This window comes from Candidatus Planktophila sp. (genome assembly GCF_044232745.1).
Taxonomy (GTDB): Bacteria; Actinomycetota; Actinomycetes; order Nanopelagicales; family Nanopelagicaceae; genus Planktophila.
In genome coordinates this window covers 194,422-220,410 of the sequence record NZ_JBIILI010000002.1, presented here as the reverse complement: position 1 = coordinate 220,410, position 25,989 = coordinate 194,422, and the positions used below count along the sequence as shown (strand labels likewise).

General features: G+C 46.2%; 18 protein-coding genes and 1 tRNA gene. 2 read left to right on the top strand and 17 right to left on the bottom strand.

Features of this window, described 5'->3' with window-relative positions:
* From uvrA to rpsA, 4 genes are all read right to left on the bottom strand, one after another.
* A partial coding sequence (gene uvrA / locus AC9UGD_RS02700) for an excinuclease ABC subunit UvrA (RefSeq protein ID WP_509569179.1) occupies positions 1 to 2,794 on the bottom strand: 2,794 nt, incomplete at its 3' end.
* Positions 2,791 to 4,872 carry an excinuclease ABC subunit UvrB gene (gene uvrB, locus AC9UGD_RS02695; protein ID WP_509569176.1) on the bottom strand — a complete coding sequence of 694 codons (2,082 nt, stop codon included), beginning with the start codon at positions 4,870 to 4,872 and terminating at the stop codon, positions 2,791 to 2,793. The genes uvrA and uvrB, both read right to left, overlap by 4 nt.
* Positions 4,873 to 4,888: 16 nt before the next feature.
* On the bottom strand, positions 4,889 to 5,473 hold the full coding sequence (gene coaE / locus AC9UGD_RS02690; protein ID WP_509569175.1) for a dephospho-CoA kinase: 585 nt from the start codon (positions 5,471 to 5,473) through the stop codon (positions 4,889 to 4,891).
* A gap of 109 nt (positions 5,474 to 5,582) precedes the next feature.
* Positions 5,583 to 6,944 (bottom strand): 30S ribosomal protein S1, encoded by a 1,362-nt coding sequence (rpsA, locus tag AC9UGD_RS02685; RefSeq protein WP_509569172.1) that lies wholly within the window; start codon positions 6,942 to 6,944, stop codon positions 5,583 to 5,585.
* Positions 6,945 to 7,108: 164 nt separating this feature from the next.
* On the opposite strand from rpsA, the gene AC9UGD_RS02680 reads away from it, so the two are divergent.
* Positions 7,109 to 8,299 carry an MFS transporter gene (locus AC9UGD_RS02680; protein ID WP_509569169.1) on the top strand — a complete coding sequence of 397 codons (1,191 nt, stop codon included), beginning with the start codon at positions 7,109 to 7,111 and terminating at the stop codon, positions 8,297 to 8,299.
* Here the strand turns inward: AC9UGD_RS02680 and polA are convergent, their stop codons facing one another.
* Positions 8,300 to 10,885, bottom strand: a complete 2,586-nt coding sequence (polA, locus tag AC9UGD_RS02675; protein WP_509569166.1) for a DNA polymerase I — start codon at positions 10,883 to 10,885, stop codon at positions 8,300 to 8,302.
* A gap of 34 nt (positions 10,886 to 10,919) precedes the next feature.
* On the opposite strand from polA, the gene AC9UGD_RS02670 reads away from it, so the two are divergent.
* Entirely contained in the window at positions 10,920 to 11,333 is a 414-nt protein-coding gene (locus tag AC9UGD_RS02670) for a PaaI family thioesterase (RefSeq protein ID WP_509569163.1), read from the top strand.
* Here the strand turns inward: AC9UGD_RS02670 and AC9UGD_RS02665 are convergent.
* The 12 genes from AC9UGD_RS02665 to lgt form a co-directional block, all read right to left on the bottom strand.
* A complete protein-coding gene (locus AC9UGD_RS02665; protein ID WP_509569160.1) occupies positions 11,330 to 12,049 on the bottom strand; it encodes an ABC transporter ATP-binding protein in 720 nt (239 codons plus the stop codon). The genes AC9UGD_RS02670 and AC9UGD_RS02665 overlap by 4 nt on opposite strands.
* A complete protein-coding gene (locus AC9UGD_RS02660) occupies positions 12,039 to 12,815 on the bottom strand; it encodes an ABC transporter ATP-binding protein (RefSeq protein WP_509569158.1) in 777 nt (258 codons plus the stop codon). The genes AC9UGD_RS02665 and AC9UGD_RS02660 overlap by 11 nt, the downstream gene beginning before the upstream one ends.
* Positions 12,812 to 13,864 (bottom strand): branched-chain amino acid ABC transporter permease, encoded by a 1,053-nt coding sequence (locus tag AC9UGD_RS02655; protein ID WP_509569155.1) that lies wholly within the window; start codon positions 13,862 to 13,864, stop codon positions 12,812 to 12,814. The genes AC9UGD_RS02660 and AC9UGD_RS02655 overlap by 4 nt, the downstream gene beginning before the upstream one ends.
* 3 nt (positions 13,865 to 13,867) lie before the next feature.
* Positions 13,868 to 14,818, bottom strand: coding sequence for a branched-chain amino acid ABC transporter permease (locus tag AC9UGD_RS02650; protein WP_509569152.1), 951 nt, complete (start codon positions 14,816 to 14,818; stop codon positions 13,868 to 13,870).
* 116 nt (positions 14,819 to 14,934) lie between these two features.
* Positions 14,935 to 16,068: a branched-chain amino acid ABC transporter substrate-binding protein gene (locus AC9UGD_RS02645; RefSeq protein ID WP_509569149.1), complete on the bottom strand. Its 1,134-nt coding sequence runs from the start codon at positions 16,066 to 16,068 to the stop codon at positions 14,935 to 14,937.
* 154 nt (positions 16,069 to 16,222) lie between these two features.
* The gene (locus AC9UGD_RS02640) at positions 16,223 to 16,798 is read right to left on the bottom strand and encodes an ANTAR domain-containing response regulator (RefSeq protein WP_509569146.1); all 576 of its coding nucleotides are present in this window, start codon (positions 16,796 to 16,798) and stop codon (positions 16,223 to 16,225) included.
* Positions 16,799 to 16,833: 35 nt separating this feature from the next.
* Positions 16,834 to 16,906 (bottom strand) — tRNA-Leu (locus tag AC9UGD_RS02635).
* A 16-nt stretch (positions 16,907 to 16,922) separates the two neighbouring features.
* The gene (gene pyk, locus AC9UGD_RS02630; protein WP_509569143.1) at positions 16,923 to 18,362 is read right to left on the bottom strand and encodes a pyruvate kinase; all 1,440 of its coding nucleotides are present in this window, start codon (positions 18,360 to 18,362) and stop codon (positions 16,923 to 16,925) included.
* Positions 18,363 to 18,371: 9 nt separating this feature from the next.
* Positions 18,372 to 19,826, bottom strand: a complete 1,455-nt coding sequence (locus tag AC9UGD_RS02625) for a glutamate synthase subunit beta (protein ID WP_509569141.1) — start codon at positions 19,824 to 19,826, stop codon at positions 18,372 to 18,374.
* Entirely contained in the window at positions 19,819 to 24,336 is a 4,518-nt protein-coding gene (gene gltB / locus AC9UGD_RS02620) for a glutamate synthase large subunit (RefSeq protein ID WP_509569138.1), read from the bottom strand. Before gltB ends, AC9UGD_RS02625 begins: the two co-directional genes overlap by 8 nt.
* A 113-nt stretch (positions 24,337 to 24,449) precedes the next feature.
* A complete protein-coding gene (locus AC9UGD_RS02615; RefSeq protein WP_509569135.1) occupies positions 24,450 to 25,157 on the bottom strand; it encodes a VIT1/CCC1 transporter family protein in 708 nt (235 codons plus the stop codon).
* A 20-nt stretch (positions 25,158 to 25,177) separates the two neighbouring features.
* Positions 25,178 to 25,987 (bottom strand): prolipoprotein diacylglyceryl transferase, encoded by an 810-nt coding sequence (gene lgt, locus AC9UGD_RS02610; RefSeq protein WP_509569132.1) that lies wholly within the window; start codon positions 25,985 to 25,987, stop codon positions 25,178 to 25,180.
* Positions 25,988 to 25,989: the final 2 nt, after the last annotated feature.

Genomic DNA, 25,989 nt, shown 5'->3' with positions numbered 1-25,989 from the left:
TCTCTTTCACCTTTGCCACTTCTTCTGGTGTTCCTTCGGCAACAACTAATCCCCCACGGAATCCACCTTCAGGTCCCATATCAATCACCCAGTCTGAACACTTAATGACATCGAGGTTGTGTTCGATAACAACAACAGTGTTACCGGTATCAACCAAACGGTTAAGCACTGTTAACAACTTATTGACATCTTCAAAGTGCAAGCCAGTTGTTGGTTCATCCAAAACATAGATTGTGCGACCAGTTGATCGGCGCTGAAGTTCCGTTGCAAGTTTCACGCGTTGGGCTTCACCACCTGACAAGGTAGGTGCAGATTGACCCAAGCGGACATAGCCAAGACCCACATCATTGAGAGTCTTTAGGTAACGTGCGATTGCTGGGACGGATTCGAAGAAACCGCCAGCTTCTTCGATTGGCATATTCAATACTTCTGCGATTGTCTTGTTTTTGTAATGAACTTCTAGGGTTTCGCGGTTATAGCGCGCACCATGACAGACCTCGCATGGCACATACACATCCGGCAAGAAGTTCATTTCAATTGTGATTGTTCCGTCACCTGAACAGTTTTCGCAGCGACCGCCCTTTACGTTAAAGGAGAAACGCCCTTGCTGATATCCGCGAATTTTTGCTTCACTTGTTTCAGCAAATAGCGCACGTATTTTGTCGAACACGCCTGTATATGTTGCAGGGTTAGAACGTGGTGTGCGACCGATTGGCGATTGATCAACGTGCACAACCTTGTCCAGTAATTCGACACCTGTGACTGTACGGTGACGACCCGGAACTAAACGCGCTCCATTGAGTTTATTCGCCAAGACGGTATACAAAATGTCATTTACAAGTGTTGATTTACCAGATCCACTGACACCTGTGACTGATACGAATACACCCAGTGGGACCTCAACATCGATTTCCTTAAGGTTATTCTCTTTCGCACCTTTCACGACAAGCTTGCGTTTAGGATCGATTGGTCGTCGCGTCTTTGGTATCGCAATTGATTTACGACCTGACAAATATGCTCCAGTGATTGATTCTTTCGAGGCAATCAAATCTTCGTAGCTGCCAGAGACAACAACCTTGCCGCCATGTTCACCAGCACCTGGACCGATATCAACGATCCAGTCTGCGGTGCGAATAGTCTCTTCATCGTGCTCAACAACGATTAATGTGTTGCCGAGATTGCGCAGTCGCGTCAAAGTTTCAATCAAGCGCTTGTTATCCCTTTGATGCAGACCGATAGAAGGTTCATCAAGAACGTACAGCACTCCTACTAGACCGCTACCGATCTGAGTCGCAAGACGAATGCGCTGAGCTTCACCGCCAGATAGCGATCCTGCGGGGCGCGCAAGCGAAAGATAATCAAGACCGACATCAAGCAAGAAACCAAGGCGTGCATTGACCTCTTTCATGACACGTTCTGCGATTTGTGCTTCGCGCTTATTAAGCTTGATCTGCTTTAAAAATGTCGCACAATCTGCAATTGAGAGTTCGCAAATCTGAGAGATGTTCTTATCCCCGATCGTTACCGCAAGTACCTCTGGCTTTAAACGGGCTCCGTTGCATTTTTCACAGGAGATCTCGCGCATATAGGCCTCGTATTTGTCACGACTGTAATCGCTATCTGTTTCCTCATGACGACGGTGAATAAAGGGAATAACTCCTTCAAAGCCGGTTGTGTAATTTCGGGCACCGTAGCGACCCTTGTACTTCATCTTGATTTCATACTCGTAGCCATTAAGAATTGCTTCACGTGCTTTTACAGAGATCTTCTTCCACGGCGTATCAAGTGAGAATGGCAGATCTTTAGCAAGTGCTTCTAGTAAGCGTAGGAAGTAATCTGATGATTGTCCTCCCGACCAAGGCGCAATGGCACCATCATTAATTGAAATTGAATCATCAGGAATGATGAGATCTTCATCAACCTCTTTTTTAGTACCGATACCCGAACATTCAGCACAAGCACCAAACGGAGAGTTAAATGAGAATGAACGAGGTTCAAGTTCTTCGAAGGAAAGCTCACATTCATGACAGGCGAGATGCTCGCTGTATGTGCGCTCTTTGTCAGCACCTTTAGCATCGACGAAATCCAATACGACGATTCCCGAAGCAAGCCGTAAGGCGGTTTCAATTGAATCTGTAAGGCGTGTTTTGCTTTCAGCCTTGGCAGTCAATCGATCGATAACAACTTCGATAGTGTGCTTTTCCTGCTTCTTTAACTTTGGTGCATCCGATAGTTGAACTACTTCCCCATCGATACGTGCACGTGAATATCCTTGCGTGACCAGATCGCTAAACAACTCAACAAATTCGCCTTTGCGTGCCCGTATAACAGGTGCTAAAACCTGAAACTTTGTTGTCGGTGGCAGCTCAAGAATCTGATCCACAATTTGCTGTGGCGATTGACGAGTTACTGCTTTGCCACAGTTAGGACAATGCGGACGTCCGGCACGGGCAAATAGAAGACGCAAATAGTCATAGACCTCGGTGATTGTGCCAACAGTCGATCGAGGATTTCGGTTGGTTGATTTCTGATCAATCGAAACCGCAGGTGACAAACCTTCGATGAAATCAACATCAGGCTTGTCCATTTGGCCCAAAAATTGGCGCGCGTACGCTGACAAAGATTCGACATAACGACGTTGGCCTTCGGCAAAGATTGTGTCAAATGCGAGAGAAGACTTACCTGAACCCGATAATCCAGTGAATACAACTAAAGCATCGCGAGGCAGTTCGATGGAAACATTCTTTAGGTTGTGTTCGCGTGCTCCGCGCACAACCAACTTATCGATGCTCAAACCCCAGCCTCTTCCATCATTCGTAGCTCTTTCTTCAAGATTTTGATCTCATCACGCAATCGCGCTGCAACCTCAAATTGAAGTTCAGCTGCAGCATTTCGCATCTGATCGGTGAGCGAGCCTATCAATGCGATGAGGTCTTTGCGCGGCAAGGAAACCGAGGATTTATCGTAAATTCCAGCCGATGATGCAATCTTTTTGGCTCCACCCTTTTCGTGGGACAAGAGCTCTTCCGTATCTTCACTCTCGCGATTGATCAAATCAGTGATGTCAGCGATCTTCTTGCGCAGTGGCTGTGGGTCAACTCCACGTTCGAGGTTATATGCAACCTGCTTTGCTCGACGTCGGTTTGTCTCATCTATTGCCTTGGCCATCGAATCTGTAATCCGGTCTGCATACATATGAACCTCGCCGGAAACATTTCGGGCAGCACGTCCAATTGTTTGGATCAACGAAGTAGATGAGCGCAAGAAACCTTCTTTATCGGCATCTAAAATGGCGACAAGAGAAACTTCGGGTAAATCCAAACCTTCACGGAGTAAGTTGATACCGATCAAAACATCATAATCACCAGTGCGAAGTTCGCGTAGCAATTCAACCCGACGCAATGTGTCTACTTCTGAGTGCAGGTAACGAACATTTACTCCGCGCTCTTGCAGATAATCCGTTAGATCTTCAGACATCTTCTTGGTCAAAGTGGTAACCAGAACGCGCTCATTTTTTGCAGCACGAATAATAATTTCGTTAAGCAGATCATCAATCTGACCCTTAATTGGCTTTATGACAATCTGCGGATCAACTAAACCTGTCGGGCGAATAACTTGCTCTACAACATCTCCTTTAACCTTGGCCATCTCATACTTCCCAGGTGTCGCGGAAAGATAAAGAGTTTGGCCAGTGCGCTCGACAAATTCGGGAAACTTTAGCGGGCGATTATCTAGTGCGCTAGGAAGACGAAATCCGTGCTCGACCAAGGTGCGTTTACGAGAGGCATCGCCTTCAAACATGGCACCTAATTGTGGGACAGTCACGTGACTTTCATCGATAACAACTAGGAAGTCTTCGGGAAAATAATCCAGTAAGCAGTGCGGTGCTGACCCAGCTGCTCGATCATCTAAGTGTCTTGAATAGTTTTCAATTCCACTACAAAAACCAATTTGCTCCATCATCTCAATATCAAAAGTTGTTCGCATGCGAAGGCGCTGTGCCTCCAATAGCTTTCCTTGCTTCTCAAAAAGGTTTAGCTGAACCTGAAGTTCATCTTGGATATCACCGATTGCGCGCTTCATTGTTTCTGGGCCAGCGGCGTAGTGCGTTGCAGGGAAAATGAAAATCTCTTCTTCATCCCTAATGATCTCTCCCGTTAATGGGTGAAGGGTCGTCAATTTTTCTATCTCATCGCCAAACATTTCGATGCGAATAGCTAATTCTTCGTACATAGGAATAATCTCGATGGTGTCACCACGAACACGAAAAGTTCCGCGTTCGAAGGCCATGTCATTACGTTTGTACTGAACATCGACAAATCTGCGAAGTAAAGCGTTTCGTTCGATCTCTTCTCCGACCCGCAGGCGCACCATGCGATCCACGTATTCCTGCGGAGTACCTAAGCCATAAATACAAGAAACCGTTGCAACAACAATGACATCCCTGCGAGTCAACAGCGAATTAGTAGCAGAGTGGCGCAAACGTTCGACCTCTTCATTAACACTTGAATCCTTTTCGATAAAAGTATCCGTTTGCGGAACATATGCTTCTGGTTGGTAATAGTCGTAGTAAGAGACAAAGTACTCGACCGCATTGTTCGGCAAAAGTTCTCTGAACTCATTTGCAAGTTGGGCAGCAAGAGTCTTATTAGGAGCAAGGACCAAAGTTGGACGTTGAAGTTGTTCAATCAACCAGGCTGTCGTTGCCGACTTTCCTGTTCCGGTAGCACCGAGCAGAACCACATCTCGCTCTCCAGCATTGATTCGCTTTGTAATCTCAGCAATGGCAGATGGTTGATCGCCTGCCGGAACGTAATCACTAATAACTTGAAAGGGCTCAACTCTGCGTTGCAGATCAGATATTGGGCGCATTTGCTAAGCCTACTTATTAATTATCGTGGAGGCTATCCCAAATGTTTTCCACCTGGCGCAGCAGTTCATCTTCGGTTCCATCATTTTCAATGAGGAAATCTGCGACCTCTATGCGCTGCTCACGAGTAGCCTGTGCCGCAATTCGGCCTTCGATCTCAGAGATATGCATTCCCCTGCCTCGCAAACGTGCAATTCGGTTTTCCAATTCAGATTCAACAGTTATAACAACATCAAATCTTTCATGTGCCTTAGTCTCAACTAGCAATGGAATTTCGTAGACAAGTACTTGATCACCCTTTAGTGATGAAACTGCTTCTTCAAATTCTCGTCGCACGAAGGGATGAATGATATTTTCTAATTGTGTTTTTGCTGTTGCATCTTTGAATATTAGATCACCCAACGCCCTACGATCGATGTTTCCATCCTTCAATATTCCATCACCGAACATCGCTACAACTTCATCGAACCCATCAGAACCACGTTCAATCGCAGCCCTTGCCAACTGATCCGCATCAATCACCAGCGCACCGAGTTCAGCAAAGTACTGAGCAGCAAGTGACTTGCCGCAACCAATGCCCCCAGTCAATCCAATAACCCGCATATGCCAACTGTACCTTTGGGGCATTAAAAAAGAGTCCAGTTGAAGTAAGCGAGGGTCAAACGTTTTTCTCGCGACTTCAAGCTGGACTCTTTTTAATGAGTCCTCTTACTTACTCGGCAGCAACAACTTCTTCTGCGCCTTCAACTGGAGCAGCAGCTGCGTCAGCAACCTTAGCTTCAGCCTTCTGCTTCTTGTGTGCCATGAAACGCTCCTGCGCTTGGGCGTACTGCTTTTCCCATTCTTCGCGCTGTGTTTCATATCCTGGCTTCCACTCTTGTGAGTCTGCATCGAATCCTTCAGGGTAAATGAAGTTTCCTTCTGCATCGTAACGAGCAGCCATTCCGTACTGAGTTGGATCAAATGCTTCGATCTCAATCTCATGTCCTTCATTAGCTTGCTTGAGTGATAGTGAAATACGACGACGCTCTAGGTCGATATCGATGATCTTTACGATTAGTTCATCATCAACCTGAACAACCTGCTCTGGAATTTCAACGTGGCGTTCTGCCAACTCTGAAATGTGAACAAGTCCTTCAATTCCTTCGTGAACACGAATAAACGCACCGAATGGAACAAGCTTTGTCACAACACCTGGAACAACCTGATTGATTGTGTGTGTGCGAGCAAATGCTTGCCATGGATCTTCTTGTGTTGCCTTAAGTGAAAGTGATACACGCTCGCGCTCGAAATCAACTTCGAGAACTTCTACAGTAACTTCGTCGCCAACTTCAACAACTTCACCTGGGTGATCGATGTGCTTCCATGAAAGCTCTGAAACGTGAACCAAACCATCAACGCCACCAAGGTCAACGAATGCACCAAAGTTAACGATGGATGAAACAACACCTGTGCGAACCTGGCCCTTTTGAAGCTGGTTCAGGAATGTTGTGCGTGATTCTGATTGTGTCTGCTCTAAGAATGCACGACGTGAAAGAACAACGTTGTTGCGATTCTTATCTAGCTCGATGATGCGTGCTTCAACCTGCTTGCCAATGTATGGAGTCAGATCGCGAACGCGACGCATTTCAACAAGTGAGGCTGGAAGGAATCCACGTAGACCGATGTCCACGATAAGTCCACCCTTAACAACTTCAATAACTGTACCGACGACAACTTCGTCGCGCTCCTTCTTGCCTTCGATGTCTCCCCATGCGCGTTCGTACTGTGCGCGCTTCTTGGAAAGAATTAGGCGACCCTCTTTGTCTTCTTTCTGAAGAACAAGAGCTTCAATAATCTCACCGACTTTAACGATTGAGTTTGGATCTGCATCGTGGCGAATTGAAAGTTCGCGAGAAGGAATAACACCTTCAGTCTTGTATCCGATATCGACAAGAACTTCGTCGCGTCCAACTTGAACAACAGCACCTGAAACTAGGTCGCCATCATTGAAATTTCTGATTGTGCCTTCGATTGCTGCTAGAAAATCTTCAGCTGATCCGATGTCATTTACTGCAATTTGTGGTGTAGACAATTGTGCTCCGTAGGGATAGAAAGTAGTAGTTCCCGCTTTCGCGGCTGAAGGGCAAGGGTACGGTTTGCACGCTCACAAGGGCAAATCCAAGTTGAATACTGAGCGTAATCGCTAGACTAAATGCTGATATGAATCGATATAAAGAGCTATTTAGCTTTCCTCAAGTGATTCGGCTTGGCCTGAGCGCATTCCCAGCTCGCCTGGCTTATTCAATGATCGGGCTTGGGATATTTTTTAAGGCAGAGCAAGAAACTGGCTCCATTGCTATTGCCGGCTTTGCCATCGGATTGAATTCCCTGGCTGGTTCACTAACAGCAGGCATTCGTGGATCAGTAATGGATCGCTTTGGTCAAAAATGGCCGATTCGAATTTTGGTTCCGATGTATGCCGCACTGATTCTTTTGCTCAACACAATGGAAACCCGACAATCAATTTTGATAACAGCATTTGTTTTGGGTATCACTGCTCCCCCAATCAACTTATCTGTCCGTCCATTGTGGAAAGACATAGTTCCAGATTCATATCTTCGTACCGCATATGCATTTGATTCTTCGATGATGAGTACGACTTCAGTCATTGGCCCGGTCGTCATAACTGCGCTCTCATTATCCGCTCGCCCACAACTTGGCTTGGGAACGATCGCCGTATTGATGTTCATTGGTGGTCTAGCGCTCTCATTAACCCCCGCATCACGCGATTGGATTCCTGAAAAGAAGGAAAAGGGCCAACAGAGGTTGTGGCGCGATCGTGCCATTCAACTATTGATGTTTGAAGGTTGCTTCATTGGATTTGGCTGGGGTGTTTTTGATGTTGCTGTTCCGGCATTTGCAACACAAGAAGGTGTGCAACACAGGGTGGCTTGGATCTTTGCATCCTTTGGTGCAGCAACCGTTATTGGTGGATTGTTAGGCGGATTAGTTTCCAAGAAATTAGCCCCACTATTTGCTTTGCGACGTGCATATCTCCTGTGGCTGATTGCTTGTGTTCCAGTCGCATTTACCTATCCTGATTGGACCATGGCACTTATGGGTGCGTGTATCGGATTCTTGGGTGGTGCGGTTCAAGTTTTTTACTTTGAAGTTCTTGAAGCGGTGCGACCTCAAGGTTCTCAGACCGCCTCCCTTGGCTGGATCTGGAGTGTTGAAGGATCTTTCATGGCGATAGGCGCTGCAGTTGGTGGAGTTGTTTCAGAAACTCTTTCACCTCGAATTGGTTTAGGAATGTTGCCGATCATGATTTTTATCGGTTTGATTATTTTGACGATTGGCAGAGGACGATTGAGTGCAGCAAATGATGTACCGACTGAGGCCGAAGATTTAGCTGCGATCAAAGATATCTCAAACGAAGTTAAGTAATTAGTGTGCGGCTTCGTGCCAGGTAAGACCTAAGCCCGCATTCACATCTAAGGGTGCCTTTAATGGGTATGCAGCGCCCATTTCACGCTTAACCAGTTCGCTGATCTTTTCCTCTTCACCAGCGACAACTTCAAGAATCAACTCATCATGAATTTGTAGCAGTAAACGTGATTTCATTTTCTCTTTGTCAATTCCAGTTTGAACTTTGAGCATTGCCAATTTGATGATGTCTGCTGCTGATCCTTGGATTGGGGCGTTTAGTGCCATGCGTTCGGCAATTTCACGTCGTTGACGGTTGTCATGCATCAAATCTGGTAAATATCTACGTCGTCCCATAATGGTTTCGGTATAGCCAACCTTACGTGCTTCTTCAACGACAACTTGCAAGTAGTCACGGATACCACCGAAACGTTCAAAGTAGGTGTCCATTAATTGTTGAGCTGCAGGTGGCGAAATGTCTAGCTGTGCTGCTAAACCATAGGAAGAAAGTCCGTAAGCAAGACCATACGACATCGCCTTCATCTGCCGGCGCATTTCTGGATCTACTTCAGATGCCTTCACGCCAAAGACAAGTCCAGCAACTGTTGCGTGCAAATCCTCACCTGATGCAAAGGCTGCTAATAACTTTTCATCATGTGACAAGTGAGCCATGATGCGCATTTCTATCTGACTGTAATCGGCTGTTAGTAAGGAAACGTAGCCTTTGCCGACCGTAAAGCAATCACGGATCTTTCGCCCCTCTTCGGTACGCACTGGAATATTTTGTAAATTGGGACCTGTTGATGACAAGCGCCCTGTTGCAGCCACAGTCTGCTGAAAATGTGTATGAATGCGTCCATCCTTTGCAATTTCAGCAATCAAACCCTCAACAGTTGTGCCAAGCTTTTTAGTTTCACGAATTCGAAGCAATGAAGTTAGAACTGGGTGACCGCTTTTTTGGTGCAACCAATCAAGACTTTCAGCATCAGTTGTGTACCCGGTCTTAATCTTTTTGGTTTTAGGCAGTCCAAGTTCATCGAATAAAACAACCTGCAACTGCTTTGGCGATGCCACATTGAATTCATGGCCAACTGCGTCATGTGCCGCCTTAGTTTCACGGGCTACTTCACCCTCAAAAAAAGCGGCAAGTGTGTCTAAACCTTTTTTGTTAACCGCGATTCCGATGGACTCCATTCGTGCCAACAAATCAGCTACGGGAAGTTCCATGGTGACAAACAAATCCCAAAGATTGCGCTCTTTTAATTCACGAGTCAATGAATCTCGCAGCGTAAACATGGCCCGAGCAGATGTTAAAAGCTCCTGCTCGATACTTGAAAGGTTGATTGCTGAGCCATCCCCCCAGCGCTCTTGAATATCTTTGAGCTCCTGGCTGCGCACCCCAGGGTTAACTAGATAAGCCGCTAATGAGGTATCAAATGAAACACCAGTTAACCCATTGGTTCGGGCTAGCGATTTAGCATCATGTGCGATCTTTGAAACATTGGGGTCGGTAGCCCAATCCCCCATCGTTGATGAGTGAACCAAGAAAACATCATCTGCTGTTAATGCGATTGCATAGCGGTGCAACTTTTCATCCACTAATTGATATGCGATTGCGATCTCACCTGAATGTAATTTGATCTTGGAAGTAGCCTCTTCTGGGGTTAGAGCACCTTCGGCGATTTCTGCTGCGAATAATTCGAACACAGGCTCGGCCGTCTTTGAGTTGTCCTTCAACAAAATAGGTTTCATTCGATCTTTCAGCGTCTTGAACTCTAATTTTTCAAAAAGCGGATTTGTTTTATTCTCATCAACACCGCTCCATGCCAGGGCATCGATACTTAAATCCAATGGAACATTTGCAACCAACTGGGTCAATTCCCGATTTCGGATTACATCGTTGATTGAGTCACGAAGTGACTGACCAACTTTTCCACCCAATTTATCTATGTTGGCTATTAATTCATGCAGTGATCCATATTCAACCACCCATTTTGCAGCAGTTTTTTCACCGACACCCGGAACAGATGGCAAGTTGTCGCTGGGGTCTCCTCGCAGAGCTGCAAAATCTGGATATTGCTCAGGCGACATTCCATACTTTTCTTGTACTGCTTCCGGTGTCATTCGAGTTAAATCACTGACTCCGCGCTTTGGATACAACACTGTTGTCTTCTCATTGACTAACTGGAATGAATCTCGATCGCCCGTGCAGATAAAGACTTCGGCATTTTCCCGCTCAGCTTGTTTTGCAATTGTTGCAATGATGTCATCTGCTTCAAAGCCCTCGACTTCAAATGTTGTAATACCGAAGGCGGTAACAAGCTCATGCAGGTAGGACATCTGTGATCGAAATTCATCGGGCGTCTTTGCTCGGTTGGCTTTGTACTCGGGAAAAATTTCTGATCTAAAGGTCTTGCGCGATACATCGAAAGCCACAGCGACATGTGTTGGCTTTTCCGAGGACAGTAGTGAAAGCAACATGGTTGCAAAGCCGTAAATAGCGTTGGTGTGCTGACCTTGCGCAGTTGTGAAGTTCTCGGCAGGCAACGCGAAAAATGCGCGATATGCCATGGAGTGCCCATCGATAAGCAATAGGCGTTTGGTCATGGATGCATCGTAGAGTGCCCGTTAGACTCCAGCCATGACAGAACCGGATTATCTATCAATTATTCGTGAACGTGGAAGTGGCGCCCTGGATAAAAAAATGGGGATTGAAATCACAGAAGCTTCACTCACTCGCCTAGTAGCAACTATGCCTGTTGAAGGAAACACACAACCAATGGGGATTTTGCATGGCGGGGCTAATGTTGTTTTAGCAGAGTCACTGGGTTCTGTCGGTACCCAACTAAATGCTGGCGAGAAGCGACGAATTGTAGGAATAGATATCAATGCGACTCATCACAAGGCCACCGCTAAAGGAATAGTCACCGGTGTTGCAACAGCCGTTTCGATCGGGAAGACTTTATGTTGCTGGGATATTGTGATTACAAATGAAGACGGACAGCGCACCTGCACTGCCCGTATCACCTGCATGATTCTTGCCGAAAGAAGTTAGTTCGCGCCTGTTCCTAAGTAAGCAGCACGCACCGCTGGATCGTTTAGCAAGTCAGAGGCTTTTGCTTCTTTCACAACCTTTCCAATTTCAAGAACATAGGCGCGATGAGCTCGCTGCAGTGCCTGCTGTGCATTTTGTTCCACTAGAAGAATTGTCACACCAGACTTATTGATTTCGGTGATAATTCTGAAAATATTGGCAATCATCTGCGGAGCAAGTCCCATAGAAGGTTCATCAAGCAAGAGAACCTTGGGGCGTGCCATGAGCGCACGGCCAATAGACAACATCTGCTGCTCTCCTCCAGAAAGCGTTCCACCTGCTTGAGAGGTGCGCTCTTTTAATCGAGGAAATAAGTTGTAGACCATTTCCAAATCTTCATTAAGTTCAGCCTTGCGATTTTTACGGTTGTACTTACCCATTTCTAGATTCTCTAAAACAGTCATTCCCGGAAAAATACCGCGGCCTTCTGGTGCTTGTGACAAGCCTAGATCTACACGTTTGTGCGCTGGGACCTTTGAAATATCTTCACCATCGAAAAGAATCTGACCGCTAGTTACTGGACGCAATCCAGAGATTGTTTTGAGCATGGTGGTCTTACCCGCTCCATTTGCACCAATCAAAGTAACAATTTCACCTTGATTGACTACAACCGATACACCTTTAATGGCTTCGATCTTGCCGTAATGAACCCGTAAATCCTTGATTTCAAGACGCATCAGCTGGCACTCCTAAATACGCTTCAATTACGCGCTTATCGTTTTGAACTATCGACGGTAGATCATCAGCGATTTTCTGGCCAAAATCTAGAACTGCGACACGATCAGAAATTCCCATAATCAAAGACATGTCGTGCTCAATCAAAAGCACTGTGAAGCCAGCATCTCTTATCTTTTTGATGGTATTTGCTAATTCAACTTTTTCAGCTGGATTAAAACCTGCTGCGGGTTCGTCAAGCAGAATTAATTTTGGGTTCGTTCCGAGGGCTCGAGCGATTTCTAATCTGCGCTGAACACCATATGGAAGATTGCGGGCTAAGCGATCGGAGTACTCGTCAATTCCAATGAACTCCAGAATCTCATGAGCCTTAGCACGACCTTCCTTTTCTTCACGACGCGCTCTAGGTAGTCCAAACAACCCGCCCAATAATCCAGATTTTTTGTGAACATCGGTAGCGGTAATGACATTCTCTAACGCTGTCATATCGCCAAAGAGTCGAATGTTCTGGAAGGTACGTGCAATACCAATTTTTGTGATGTGGTGACGCTTCATACCCTTAAGTGATTTGTCATTCAATAACACTTCACCAGAAGTTGCAGCGTAAACACCGGTGACAACGTTAAACACTGTTGTCTTACCAGCACCATTTGGTCCAATAAGGGCAAGAATTTCACCTTCGTAGATCTTTAGGTTTACCTCATTGAGCGCAGTAACCCCACCGAACTTGATTGTTAAATCCTTGAGCTCTAATAACACTTTTTTCATTGTGAAACCTCCTTAGCGGTTTTCACAACGGCCTTTTCGCGCTTCTTACGAGGAAGAAGCCCATCAGGGCGGAAATTCATTGTGATGACAAGGGCTAAACCAAAGACCAATAAACGTGCATCTGAGATGAAGCGAATACGTTCCGGCAAGTACGCCAAAATTGAAGCACCTAGTACTACGCCCCAGATATTTCCCATTCCACCAAAAACTACACAGGCCAAGATCAGAATTGAAACATTGAGTGTAAACATTTCAGGTGCAATAAAGAGAGTTTTTGATGCATAAAGTACGCCTGCTGCCCCACCGACTGCGGCACCTAACGAGAATGACCACAATTTGTACTTCAATGTATAAACACCCATGAGTTCGGCAACATCTTCATCCTGACGGATCGCTTCCCACGCTCTGCCAGCGCGACGAACAGATAGCCGACGAATCATCCAGATCGTTAACAAAATCATAATCAGAACAACCCAGAAAAATGCTTTCTGATCATTTAGCGAGAACTTGATTGGACCAATTGAAGGAGGTACTGGGACGTTTGCAATACCGTTGGGTCCACCAATTTCACGAGTGTTCAACGCCGAAATGCGAACAATTTCGCCGAAGCCCAAGGTCACGATTGCGAGGTAATCTCCACGCAAACGCAAAGCTGGCAATCCCAAGATCAATCCTGCAAGCATCGCCAGAGCGATTCCAATTGGCATGATTTCCCAAGTATTTAACGATGTTCTTGTTCCGAGAATTGCCATTGTGTAGGCACCGATTGCAAAAAATGCAACGTATCCCAGATCGAGCAATCCGCTCTTACCAACCACGATATTGAGACCTAAGGCCATCAAAATAAACATGCCGACCGGATATACAAGCACGGCGCCGTAATCGCTGACAGGTGTATCCAAAAGTCCAAAGCCCATGAATGGAGCTAGCGCAGCAATCCCAACAAAGGAAGTTGCCAAGGCTTTTCTCTTAGTAGGTGAAGAGTTCTCCCAATAAGTAGCGCCCCAATCGCGCAGATTTCCGTTTCTGACGGTGTCTAGTAATTTCATGAGTTATGCCCTCGTTTGCTGAACAGCTTCGCCGAAAATTCCACTTGGTTTGAGCACCAAAACCAATACCAAGATCACAAACACAGTTACTGATTTCCATTCTGTTCCGAGGATTGAGGATGCGTACACCTCGACCAATCCAAGAGAGAGCCCTCCAAAGAAAGCTCCACGAATGTTTCCGATGCCGCCAATAACAGCGGCTGTAAAGGCAGCCAATCCCAATGTGAATCCGACGTTAAACTTTGTATTTTCGTAAGTCAATGTGTAGAAGAATGCTGCTGCCCCTGACATCATTCCACCGATTAGGAATGTCGCTGAGATGACCCTGTTCAGATCTACGCCCATTAACTTTGCTGCATCCTCATTCATCGACACTGCACGAATCGCGCGTCCCAATCTGCTGAACTTAACAAAGCGATCCAGTACAAGGAAAAGTACAGCGGCGAAGATAATCGTCAAAACTGTATCAATTCTAAAACTTGCACCAGCAATTTCAAATAAAGATTTCTTCTCTAAAACACGTGGATTCAGGGTGGGACGTGAATTTGTAATAATGCGCATAAATTCGCTCAGTACAATTGAAATACCGATAGCAGAAATAAGGGTTGCTAATTTATTTGTGCCGCGCTCTCGAAGGCGACGGTAAGCAACTAATTCAACAAAGATCGCGACTAGACCGGAAACAATCATGGATCCGATTAAGCAAAGAGTTATAGTTAAAATTAATTTAGGCAACGGAAGTGATTTAGAGCCGTCAACATTGCCAAGGAAATCTCGGGAAATAACAATTGTTGCAAATGTGCCAAACATGAAAATTTCTGAGTTTGCAAAGTTAATCATGCGAAGAACGCCGTACACCATGGTGTAACCAAGTGAAATCAAGACGTAGATAAATCCCAAGGCGATTCCGGAGAGAGTCAGTGACCAAAACTGATCAATTAAAGTTGAAAACATTGCGCCCTCTCGATGAGCTAAAGCTAGTAGTTGAATGTAGTTGAGTACCTCAGGAACTTAATGTCCCTGAGGTACTCAACTTAACAGACTTACATTTCACGCATAACGTGAATTTATTACTTTACAGCTCCAGTACTTACAACCTTGCCAGCTTTAACTTCAAAGCCGTTGATGAAACCGAGAGTTGAATCTCCGTTTGCATCAAATGAGATTGTTTCTCCACCAACGCCGACATATGCGACTGACTTGATGTAAGCAAGGATTGTTGCACGAGTTGTGTTTCCAGCCTTGATTGCTTCGATGATTATGTTTGCTGCATCGAATGACTCAGCTGCATAAACACCTGGCTCAACGCCTTGTGACTCCTTGAACTTCGCAGCCAAATCAGCTGAAAGCTCTCCAAGTGGAACAGTTGCTCCAGTTAGGCGTGCGCCTTCCGCAGCAGCTCCTGCAAGTACAGCGAACTCTGAGTTAAGAACTCCGTCGCCGCCTGCAAAGATGCCCTTGTATCCACCATCGCGAAGCTGCTTAATCAAAACTGCAGCTTGTGAGTAGTAGCCAGTGTAGATAACAACGTTTGCACCCTTTGCCTTGACCTTTGCAACTGTTGGAGCAAAGTCTGCGGTGTCATTCTTTGTGCTATCTGTTCCAACAACTGAACCCTTAGGTAGTGAAGGAACTAGGTACTCAACTAGACCAACTGAGTAAGCGGTCTGATCGTCAACAACAAAAACCTTAGGTGCAGCTACGCCACTGATAGCAAGCTTTCCTAGTGCTGGTCCTTGGATCTTATCTGTTGCTGGAATACGGTGGAATACTGGACCACCAAATTCACCGGCAACTGTTGGATCTGTTAGTGAAACCTTTGTTGCAGATGGAGAGATCAAAGGCATTCCAGCTTCCTTGTAATAAGGAAGTGATGCGATTGTTGCGCCTGAGTATGCTGGTCCAACAACTGCAACGATGCTTTCATCATTTGCAATTCCTGGAGCAACTCCTGCAGCTACTGTTCCATCGCCCTGATCATCAGCTGAAACTAGTTCAATCTTCTTATCTGGGTTTGTTGCGTTATAAAGTTCAATTGCGAACTTGACTGCGTTTTGCTCGTCAATTCCTGTCTGAGCTTCGCCACCGCTAAGTGGACCTTGGTATGCAATCTTGATGGTGTCAGAACCGCCACCACAAGCGCTCAAGGTGAAGCTAAGAACAAGAGCAAGAGCGGCAATGACGCCAGCTTGAATCTTCTTCATTGTGTTCCTTCCTGTTGTAAATCCATCCCGGGACAGGGAGACCGAAAGAGTAATGCCAGGGGTGAGTATTAGACAAGGGTAATTTAGGCGTGATTTGTTTCGATTTCGTTATATTTGGGATTCTTTGTATCAACTATTGAGACGAAACAAAAGGCTACTTATCTGGCACCGCGTTGGGGTTAATGACCGCCTCAGCTACATCCTTCATTGATAATCGACGGTCCATCGCAGCTCTTTGAATCCAAGAAAATGCTTCGGGCTCTGAAAGGTTGAGGGCTTTCATCAAAATCCCCTTGGCACGATCGATCAATTTACGAGTTTCCAAACGATCATGAAGGTCTGCAACTTCAGCTGCTAAGGATTTCATTTGCAGGTGCCTACTAATTGCAATTTCAATTGCTGGCATTAAATCGCCTATGGTGAAGGGTTTAACAACATATGCCATAACCCCAGCATCACGGGCGCGATCGACAAGTTCCTTCTGCGAAAAAGCGGTTAACATCAATACTGGTGCGATTTCGATGATTTTTTCAGCTGCCGAAATTCCATCAAGGATTGGCATCTTTACATCAAGAATTGCAAGATCGGGTTTGTGGTGTGCGGCCAAATCGATTGCTTCTTGGCCATTAGTTGCTTGTGCGACAACCTCGTACCCGGCACCTTGCAACATTTCGACAAGGTCCATCCGAATCAACGCTTCATCTTCGGCTACAAGGATTCGAACGCTCATATGCAGCAGATCCCTTCACGAAGTTAAGGTGGAAGTGCCTCGAGTCGGATTCGAACCGACACTATGCAGTGTTTGAGACTGCCCTCTCTACCGTTGGAGTACCGAGGCCTTTGCTTGAGCAATCTTAGCGGTAAGCGGCAACCACTCCACCAACAGCATCGCCAACCCGGTGAACGCGCATCGCATTAGTTGAACCAGGAATTCCCGGAGGTGAACCCGCAACGATTACTACATTTTCACCCTCGTGTGCGCGGCCAGATTGAATTAACAATGTATCTGCCTGCTTAACCATCTCATCGGTGTGCTTAACCATTGGTGTTACTTCTGGCTCAACTCCCCATGACAAGGCAAGGCGGTTATAGGTACCTATATCTGGAGTAAATGCAAGGATTGGAATCGGTGAACGCAAGCGAGCCATGCGACGAGCAGAATCACCAGACTGAGTAAAGGTAACTAAGTATTTAGCCCCAACAATTGACCCTACTTCAGCAGCGGCACGTGTAATTGCGCCACCTTTTGTCTTAGGAGTCGTACGCAATGCGCGGATCATTTCGAATCCGCCCTCTTCTGTACGAGCAATTATACGAGCCATAGTTGCAACAGCTTCAATCGCAAAAGCACCAACAGATGTTTCACCGGACAGCATCAATGCATCCGCACCATCTAGAACTGCGTTTGCACAATCTGTTGCTTCTGCTCTTGTTGGCGAAGAATTAGTGATCATTGAATCCAACATTTGGGTTGCAACAATTACTGGCTTTGCTGCTTCACGTGCAAGTTCGATGCAACGCTTCTGCACAAGTGGAACCTCTTCAATTGGAAGTTCAACACCAAGATCTCCACGGGCAACCATGATGCCATCGAAGGCGTTAACGATCTCTTGCAAGTTTTCAACTGCTTGTGGCTTTTCAATCTTTGCAATTACCGGAATACGAAATCCGATCTCGTCCATGATTGCATGAACATCATCTACATCGGCCGCATTACGAACGAAGGAGAGAGCGATGAAATCTGCTCCGGCACGAAGACCCCACCGTAAATCTTCTTTATCCTTTTCAGAAAGTGCGGGCACAGAAACAGCAACACCAGGCAAGTTGATTCCTTTGTTGTTGCTTACTGTTCCTGGCTGAATCACTTTTGTGACTACATCGTTGCCTTTAACTTCGACAACTTCGACAGTTACTTTTCCATCGTCAATCAGAATTCGATCTCCTGGTTTGCAATCTCCGGGTAAACCTTTATACGTAGTTCCAACTCGATCTTTAGTTCCTTCAACCTCATCAATCGTGATTGTAAAAATATCTCCACGCTCTAATTCATGTGGGCCATCAACAAAGCGAGCAAGGCGAATCTTTGGACCTTGTAGATCAACAAGGATTGCAACTGGCGTGCCAGCTTCCTTAGCCGCAGCGCGAACGCGATCAAGTCGAGCTTGATGTTCTTCGTATCCACCGTGTGACAGGTTAAGACGAGCCATATTCATGCCCGCCGCGATGAGCTCCTTTACTTTCTCAGGAGATTCAACGGCTGGACCCATCGTGCAAACAATCTTCGCTCTACGCATGCCTCAACCTTAAACCATCAAAGGACGGTCAGTTGGCGCAACTGGAGCCGGAAGTTGTGTTCGGCCAGTGAGATATCTATCAACTGCTGCAGCTGCGCTTCGTCCTTCAGCAATTGCCCACACAATCAGCGATTGACCTCGTCCTGCATCTCCTGCAACAAATATGCCTTCTTCAGTTGATTGAAAGTTCTTATCGCGCTTAATGTTGCCGCGGTCATCGAGTTGTACTTCAAGTTGGGTCAATAAAGTGGACTTTTCTGGACCAGTAAAGCCCATCGCCATAAACACAAAGTCACACTTTATTTCTTTTTCAGAACCTGCAACCGGTACGAATTTTCCATCTTTAAATTCAGTTTCCACAATTTTAATTCCACGAAGATTTCCATTCTCATCTCCTAAGAATTCTTCGGTACTGACAGCAAATACTCGGTTGTCATTTTCTTCATGTGCGCTCGAAACCCGATAAATCATTGGATATGTCGGCCATGGTTGACCTGCTGGTCGCTCATCAGTTGGGCGAGGCATGATTTCAAGCTGAGTGATGCTCGCCGCACCTTGACGTATCGAAGTACCCAAACAATCTGCACCGGTATCGCCGCCGCCAAGGATAACAACATGCTTTCCAGCTACATTGATATCTGGATTTTCAATTTCGCCAAGGGCTTGCTTATTACCCCATGGCAAGAACTCCATTGCTTGATAAATGCCTTTGTACTCGCGTCCCTTGATTGGGAGATCTCTCCATTGCGTTGCGCCAACTGCTAACACAACGGCGTCATATTTCTTGCGAAGATCCGAACCAGTTAATTCGTGACCAACATCTACTCCAGGACGAAAGCGTGTTCCTTCTTCTTCCATTTGCTGTAAGCGACGATCAAGAATGTGCTTCTCCATCTTAAATTCAGGGATTCCATAGCGAAGCAGCCCGCCAATTTTGTCCGCACGGTCATATACGGCAACGGTGTGCCCGGCACGTGTTAATTGCTGGGCTGCAGCAAGTCCTGCTGGTCCAGAACCAATAACTGCAACGGTTTTACCCGTCAAGCGGTCAGGAGCCATTGGTTTTACATTATTTGCATCAAACGCCTCTTCAATGGTGCGCAGCTCGATCTGCTTAATAGTCACCGCTTCACGGTTAATTGCAACAACACATGCTGTCTCGCATGGCGCCGGACATAAACGCCCGGTGAACTCAGGGAAGTTGTTAGTCGCATGTAAGCGATCAATTGCTTCTTCTTTATCTCCGCGCCAGATCAAGTCATTCCATTCAGGAATTAAATTGCCAAGTGGACAGCCGTTGTGACAGAAAGGAATTCCGCAATCCATACAGCGGCCAGCCTGCTTTTGTAGATGTTCAAAACTTTGTGGTTCATACACTTCGCGCCAGTCCTGGATGCGAACATCAACTGGTCGGCGAGTAGGTGTCTCGCGCGGAGTTGTCATAAATCCCTTTGGATCAGCCATTCGCTGCAACCTCCATTACTAATGCATCCGCTGGTAATCCTTCACGAACTGCTCGTTCCATTGCAGCAAGTACACGTGCATAGTCACGCGGCATAATCAATGAAATTCTGCCAATGCTCTTCTGCCAATCTTTTAATAGTGCAGAAGCAATTTCAGAACCTGTTTCAGCGACGTAGGAAGAAATGTGTGCCTTTAGGATCTCTTTCTGATCATCCGGAACAGCCAGAACGTCAACCATGTCAGCATTTACATTGGCAGTATCGAGATCTAGAACAAAGGCACGCCCGCCAGACATTCCTGCTGCAATATTGCGACCTGTAGGTCCCAAAACGACAACTGTTCCACCGGTCATGTATTCACAACCATGATCTCCAATGCCTTCAACGATAGCGAGTGCTCCAGAGTTACGCACGCAGAACCGTTCTCCGACAACGCCACGAATAAAGATTTCACCAGCTGTTGCACCGTAACCAATAACATTTCCAGCAATTACATTGTTATGAGATGCAAATGATGCTTTTTCATCTGGGCGCACAATAACTCGTCCGCCAGAAATTCCTTTGCCAACATAATCATTTGAATCACCGTACAAACGAAGAGTTAAACCCTTCGGAATAAAAGCACCTAATGACTGACCAGCAGACCCATGTAATGTCACATCGATGGTTCCTTCGGGTAGTCCCTCTGCGCCGTACTTGCGTGTTATCTCTGCACCAAGCATTGTTCCAACTGTGCGATTTACATTTCGCACCGGCACATCAATTCTGACCGGTTCACCCTTAGTAAGGGCAGCTTCTGACAGCTTGATCAATGTGTTATCCAGTGCGGCATCTAATCCGTGATCTTGGGTGATCGTGTTGTGCAATGGACTATCAACAGCAGGGCGCACCAATAATGGCTCAAGATTAAGACCTGATGCTTTCCAGTGATCTACCGCTTTTCGAGTATCAAGGAACTCAACATGACCAACAGCTTCAAGCAGAGTACGGAAGCCAAGTTGAGCCAAAATTTCACGAACTTCTTCAGCAATGTATTCAAAGAAAGTTTCGACAAATTCAGGCTTGCCCGTAAAGTTTTTGCGTAGCTCTGGATTTTGTGTTGCGACACCAACAGGGCAGGTATCCAAATGACATACGCGCATCATGATGCAACCAGAAACAACTAGTGGGGCTGTAGCAAAGCCAAACTCTTCAGCACCTAGCAAGGCAGCGATCACAACATCGCGACCAGTTTTTAACTGCCCGTCTGTCTGAACAACAATGCGATCGCGCAAACCATTAAGCAACAAGGTCTGTTGGGTTTCGGCAAGACCTAACTCCCATGGCGCGCCTGCGTGCTTCAATGATGTAAGCGGTGAGGCACCGGTTCCACCATCATGACCAGAGATCAAAACAACATCTGCATGTGCTTTAGAAACACCAGCCGCAACGGTTCCGACACCGACTTCTGCAACCAACTTAACGTGAACGCGAGCATTCTTATTCGCGTTCTTCAGATCATGAATTAACTGCGCAAGATCTTCAATTGAGTAAATATCGTGATGCGGCGGAGGAGAAATCAAACCAACACCAGGAGTTGAATATCTGGCCTTAGCAATCCAGGGATACACCTTGTTACCAGGTAGTTGACCACCTTCACCTGGCTTTGCACCTTGCGCAATTTTGATCTGAATATCATCACTATTGACTAAATAATTACTGTTAACACCAAAACGACCAGATGCGACCTGCTTGATAGCAGAACGCTTTGAATCACCATTTGCCATTGGAAGGTAACGTTCTGGCTCTTCGCCACCTTCACCAGTATTTGATTTTCCACCAAGGCGGTTCATTGCAATAGCTAATGTTTCATGTACTTCGGCAGAAACCGAACCATATGACATGGCACCGGTTGAAAAACGCTTAATTATGTCGTGAATTGATTCAACCTCATCAATGGAAATAGGCGCATTAACGCCTTCCTTGAATTGGAATAATCCACGAAGCGTCATTAATCGTGAACTTTGCTCATTAACTCGATCGGTATAACGCTTGAAAATGTCGTAACGCTTATTGCGAGTTGAGTGCTGCAAAGTAAATACAGTTTCTGGGTCAAACAAATGTGGTTCACCTTCACGGCGCCACTGATACTCCCCGCCAATAGGAAGACGCTTTGTTCCTGGTACTTCTCCCCCAGGTGGATATGCAACGTGGTGACGGGCAATTGTTTCTTCAGCAATTGTGTTAAGTGAAACTCCACCAAGGCGAGATGTCGTGCCAACAAAGTATTCATCGACAACTTCTTGTGACAAGCCGATTGCCTCGAATACTTGTGCGCCTGTATATGAAGCGATGGTGCTGATGCCCATCTTGGACATTACCTTCAGTACACCTTTACCAAGGCTCTTAATAAGATTTTTAACAGCTTTTTCTGGAGTGATTCCAGTAATGACTCCTTGTAAAACCAAGTCTTCGGCAGACTCCATAGCAAGATATGGGTTTACACATGCAGCGCCGTAACCAATGAGCAATGCCACATGGTGAACTTCGCGAACATCGCCAGCTTCGACAACAAGACCAACTTTGGTGCGAGTCTTTTCGCGGATTAAATGGTGATGGACAGCAGATGTTAGAAGCAGTGAAGGAATCGGGGCGTTTTCGGCATCGCCGTCACGATCAGATAAAACAATAATGCGAGCACCATCGTTGATGGCTTGCGAGACTTCAGCCTTAATTTCATTTAAGCGATCACGCAATGAATCGCCACCGTCTGCAATGCTAAACAAGCCACGAACTACATGGGCACTGAGGCCTGGAAAGTCATCATCTGCGTTTACGTGGATGATCTTTGCCAGCTCGTCATTGTCGATTACAGGAAATGCCAAAGAGATTTGGCGGCAACTTGCCGGACCCGGATCCAGCAAATTGTGTTCTGGTCCCATAGATGTTCCAAGGCTTGTTACAAGCTCTTCACGAATTGCATCTAATGGTGGGTTTGTTACCTGCGCGAATAACTGTGAGAAGTAATCAAAGATTAAACGTGGCTTTTCAGAAAGTGCTGCAATAGGAGTATCTGTTCCCATCGAACCTAGAGCTTCCATGCCGTTTTTAGCCATTGGTGTGATAAGGATGCGTAGATCTTCTTCTGTGTATCCAAAAGCACGTTGACGACGAACAACTGATGAGTGCGGATAAACAATGTGTTCACGTGATGGCAACTCGCTGAGTTTTACCATTCCGGCATGCAGCCAATCTTTGTACGGCGCAGCGTTTGCTAACTCATCTTTAATTTCACCATCTTCGATAATGCGACCTTGTTCAATATCAACTAAGAACATTTTTCCAGGTTGTAAGCGACCCTTGCGCTCGATGTTTTCGGCTGGGATATCAAGCACGCCTACTTCGGATGCCAGAACAACTAGACCATCTTTAGTTACCCAAAAACGTGAAGGGCGAAGACCGTTGCGATCAAGTACTGCGCCAACTTGATGTCCATCAGTAAATGTCACGCACGCTGGACCATCCCATGGCTCCATCATCGATGCATGGAAGGCGTAGAAATCACGACGATTCTGCGGCATCGTCGCATGGTTTTCCCATGCTTCAGGAATCATCATCAACACTGCGTGTGGCAAGGAACGTCCACCCAAATACAACAGTTCTAGAACTTCATCAAAAGATGCCGAATCAGAGCCAGACATTTCAACAATTGGGAACAAACGCTTGAGGTCACCCGGAATTACATCACTGGCAAGTAGAGATTCGCGAGCGCGCATCCAATTGCGATTTCCCTTAACAGTGTTAATTTCACCGTTATGCGCGATAAAGCGATAAGGGTGAGCAAGTGGCCATGAAGGAAAAGTATTGGTTGAAAAACGAGAGTGAACTAAGGCAAGTGGTGAAACAACACGTTCATCAGATAACTCTGGAAAAAACTCTTCTAGCTGACCTGTAGTAAGCATTCCCTTGTACACAATTGTCTGTGATGACAATGATGGGAAGTAAAGATCAAGAGCGTGCTCAGCGCGCTTGCGCAAACAAAATGCAAGTCGATCTAGCGCAATTCCTGTTTCGCCATTTTTGCCAGCTAAAAATAATTGATGGAAATCAGGCATTACCGATAGTGCGGTCTTGCCTAAGGAGCTTGAGTTAATTGGAACTTCGCGCCATCCAAGTACAACTAAGCCCTCTTGTTGGGCCAACTTTGCAATATCGTCCTTAACATCTGCACCTTGAGCGACAAATGCAATACCTGTTGCGTATGAATTGGCTTCCGGAAGTTTGAAATCAACAACAGCTTGGAAAAAAGCATCAGGTACCCGAATCAAAATTCCGGCACCATCACCACTGTCTGGTTCGGCACCTGATGCGCCTCGGTGTTCCATATTGCGCAGAGCCGTTAGAGCTTTGGCGACAATTTCGTGCGTTGCAATTTTGTTTAGGGTGGCAACCATCGCAACTCCGCAAGCATCATGTTCTTGGGCAGGGTTATAGAGCCCTTGTGCTTGTGGATAATTGGATGCAAGTGCCACGAGCGTTGCTCCTATGGGATTGTCCTACGTGTGGAGGGACATCCTTGGCCCGGCGTGCTTAGTGGGAAATCGTAGCAACAAGTACCCAAAAGGGAAGGCTCAGAGAAGGCTGATTAGATGCCAGAGATGTTGGCGATTTGGCCAATCCCAGCGGTGATCGCCATACCCAAACACCCTCCGATTAAAACGCGCACCGTTGGGGCAAATACCTTTGATCCTGAAATTCTGGCACTGATGACGCCTGTCAAAATTAAGCCCACAAGTGTGAAGCCAACAATGCTCCACGCCTTAGCTCCTAAACTCGGCGCGAAAGCTCCTGCAAATGGAATCAAGCCACCACTTGTAAAGGCGATTGCCGATGCAACAGCTGCCTGAACTGGTCTTGCCTTTGTGTGTGGATGTTGTCCAAGTTCATCTCGCAAATGTGCTTCTAATGGATCCTTACGATGCATTTCTAGTGCAACCTGCAACGCAAGAGCCGGAGTTAAGCCACGTTCAATATAAATGTGTTGCAGCTCCTGCAACTCACCTTCAGGATCTGCCGCTAAATGTTCAATTTCTAATAAGCGATCTGAGGCTTCGACATCATTTTGTGAGCGCACTGAAACATATTCGCCAACTGCCATCGACATCGCACCTGCGGTGATTCCAGCAATTCCTGCAGTAACCAAAAAATCAGTCTTGCCTGCAGCTGCAACTCCAACCATTAAGGATGCTGTTGAGACCAGTCCATCATTTGCACCAAGGACTGCCGCACGTAACCAGCCTGCTCGGTGGGTACGGTGTTGTTGATTGCGCTCATGAACATCTTCAAGTGCCATTTCTTAAGCCTACCTGAAAGCTACGCAATCTTTCTTGAGCCACGATCAAAGTACATAATTGCAGCTCCTACTCCTATCATCACGCTCACCCAGACATTCACGCGCAATCCGGCGATCGTATTAGCTGAATCAATACGAATTAGCTCGATGAAATATCTGCCGAAGCAATAGGCAAAGACATATGCAGCAAATACTTGTCCAGCCTTTAGGCGTTTGCCAAACACAATCAATAGCGTTGCGACAAAGGTGCACCAGATTGCTTCATACAAAAAAGTAGGGTGAAAAGATTCAAATTGGCTATATCCAAATGGTCGATATCTGGTTGGAACGTCGAGCGCCCACCAGGTATCCAGTGGGCGGCCAAATAACTCACCGTTAAACCAATTTCCAAAACGCCCAATAGCTTGGGCGAACAAAATGCCCGGAGCTAATGCATCTACAAACACTGCAAATGAAGGCAAATCAATTCGCTTTTGCAATGTTTTGTAGCGCACATAGGCACCCAAGATCCCAAGGGAAATAGCTCCCCAGATTCCTAATCCACCTTGCCAAATCTTTAGCGCATCCACTGGATTGCCATTTGCTCCAAAATAAGCAGAAGGTGAAGAGATCACATGATAGAGACGTCCACCAATGATGCCAACCGGTACCGCAGTAATCGCTACTTCAGATACAACTGATCGCCCATTAACTGCATGAGCACGAAATCTTTTATCACCAAGCCAAATTGCTACTGCGATGCCCATAATGATGCATAAGGCGTAATAGTGAATCGTTAATGGACCGATTTCCAACGCCGATTGCGTTGGCGTTGGAAATGCGATCAACACAG

Coding starts and splice junctions, on each gene's coding strand:
- uvrB (WP_509569176.1), bottom strand. CDS start 4,872: ATGCGCCCAATATCTGATCTGCAACGCAGAGTTGAGCCCTTTCAAGTT.
- coaE (WP_509569175.1), bottom strand. CDS start 5,473: ATGCGGGTTATTGGATTGACTGGGGGCATTGGTTGCGGCAAGTCACTT.
- polA (WP_509569166.1), bottom strand. CDS start 10,885: ATGACCAAACGCCTATTGCTTATCGATGGGCACTCCATGGCATATCGC.
- AC9UGD_RS02670 (WP_509569163.1), top strand. CDS start 10,920: ATGACAGAACCGGATTATCTATCAATTATTCGTGAACGTGGAAGTGGC.
- AC9UGD_RS02665 (WP_509569160.1), bottom strand. CDS start 12,049: ATGCGTCTTGAAATCAAGGATTTACGGGTTCATTACGGCAAGATCGAA.
- AC9UGD_RS02660 (WP_509569158.1), bottom strand. CDS start 12,815: ATGAAAAAAGTGTTATTAGAGCTCAAGGATTTAACAATCAAGTTCGGT.
- AC9UGD_RS02655 (WP_509569155.1), bottom strand. CDS start 13,864: ATGAAATTACTAGACACCGTCAGAAACGGAAATCTGCGCGATTGGGGC.
- AC9UGD_RS02650 (WP_509569152.1), bottom strand. CDS start 14,818: ATGTTTTCAACTTTAATTGATCAGTTTTGGTCACTGACTCTCTCCGGA.
- AC9UGD_RS02645 (WP_509569149.1), bottom strand. CDS start 16,068: ATGAAGAAGATTCAAGCTGGCGTCATTGCCGCTCTTGCTCTTGTTCTT.
- AC9UGD_RS02640 (WP_509569146.1), bottom strand. CDS start 16,798: ATGAGCGTTCGAATCCTTGTAGCCGAAGATGAAGCGTTGATTCGGATG.
- pyk (WP_509569143.1), bottom strand. CDS start 18,362: ATGCGTAGAGCGAAGATTGTTTGCACGATGGGTCCAGCCGTTGAATCT.
- AC9UGD_RS02625 (WP_509569141.1), bottom strand. CDS start 19,826: ATGGCTGATCCAAAGGGATTTATGACAACTCCGCGCGAGACACCTACT.
- AC9UGD_RS02615 (WP_509569135.1), bottom strand. CDS start 25,157: ATGGCACTTGAAGATGTTCATGAGCGCAATCAACAACACCGTACCCAC.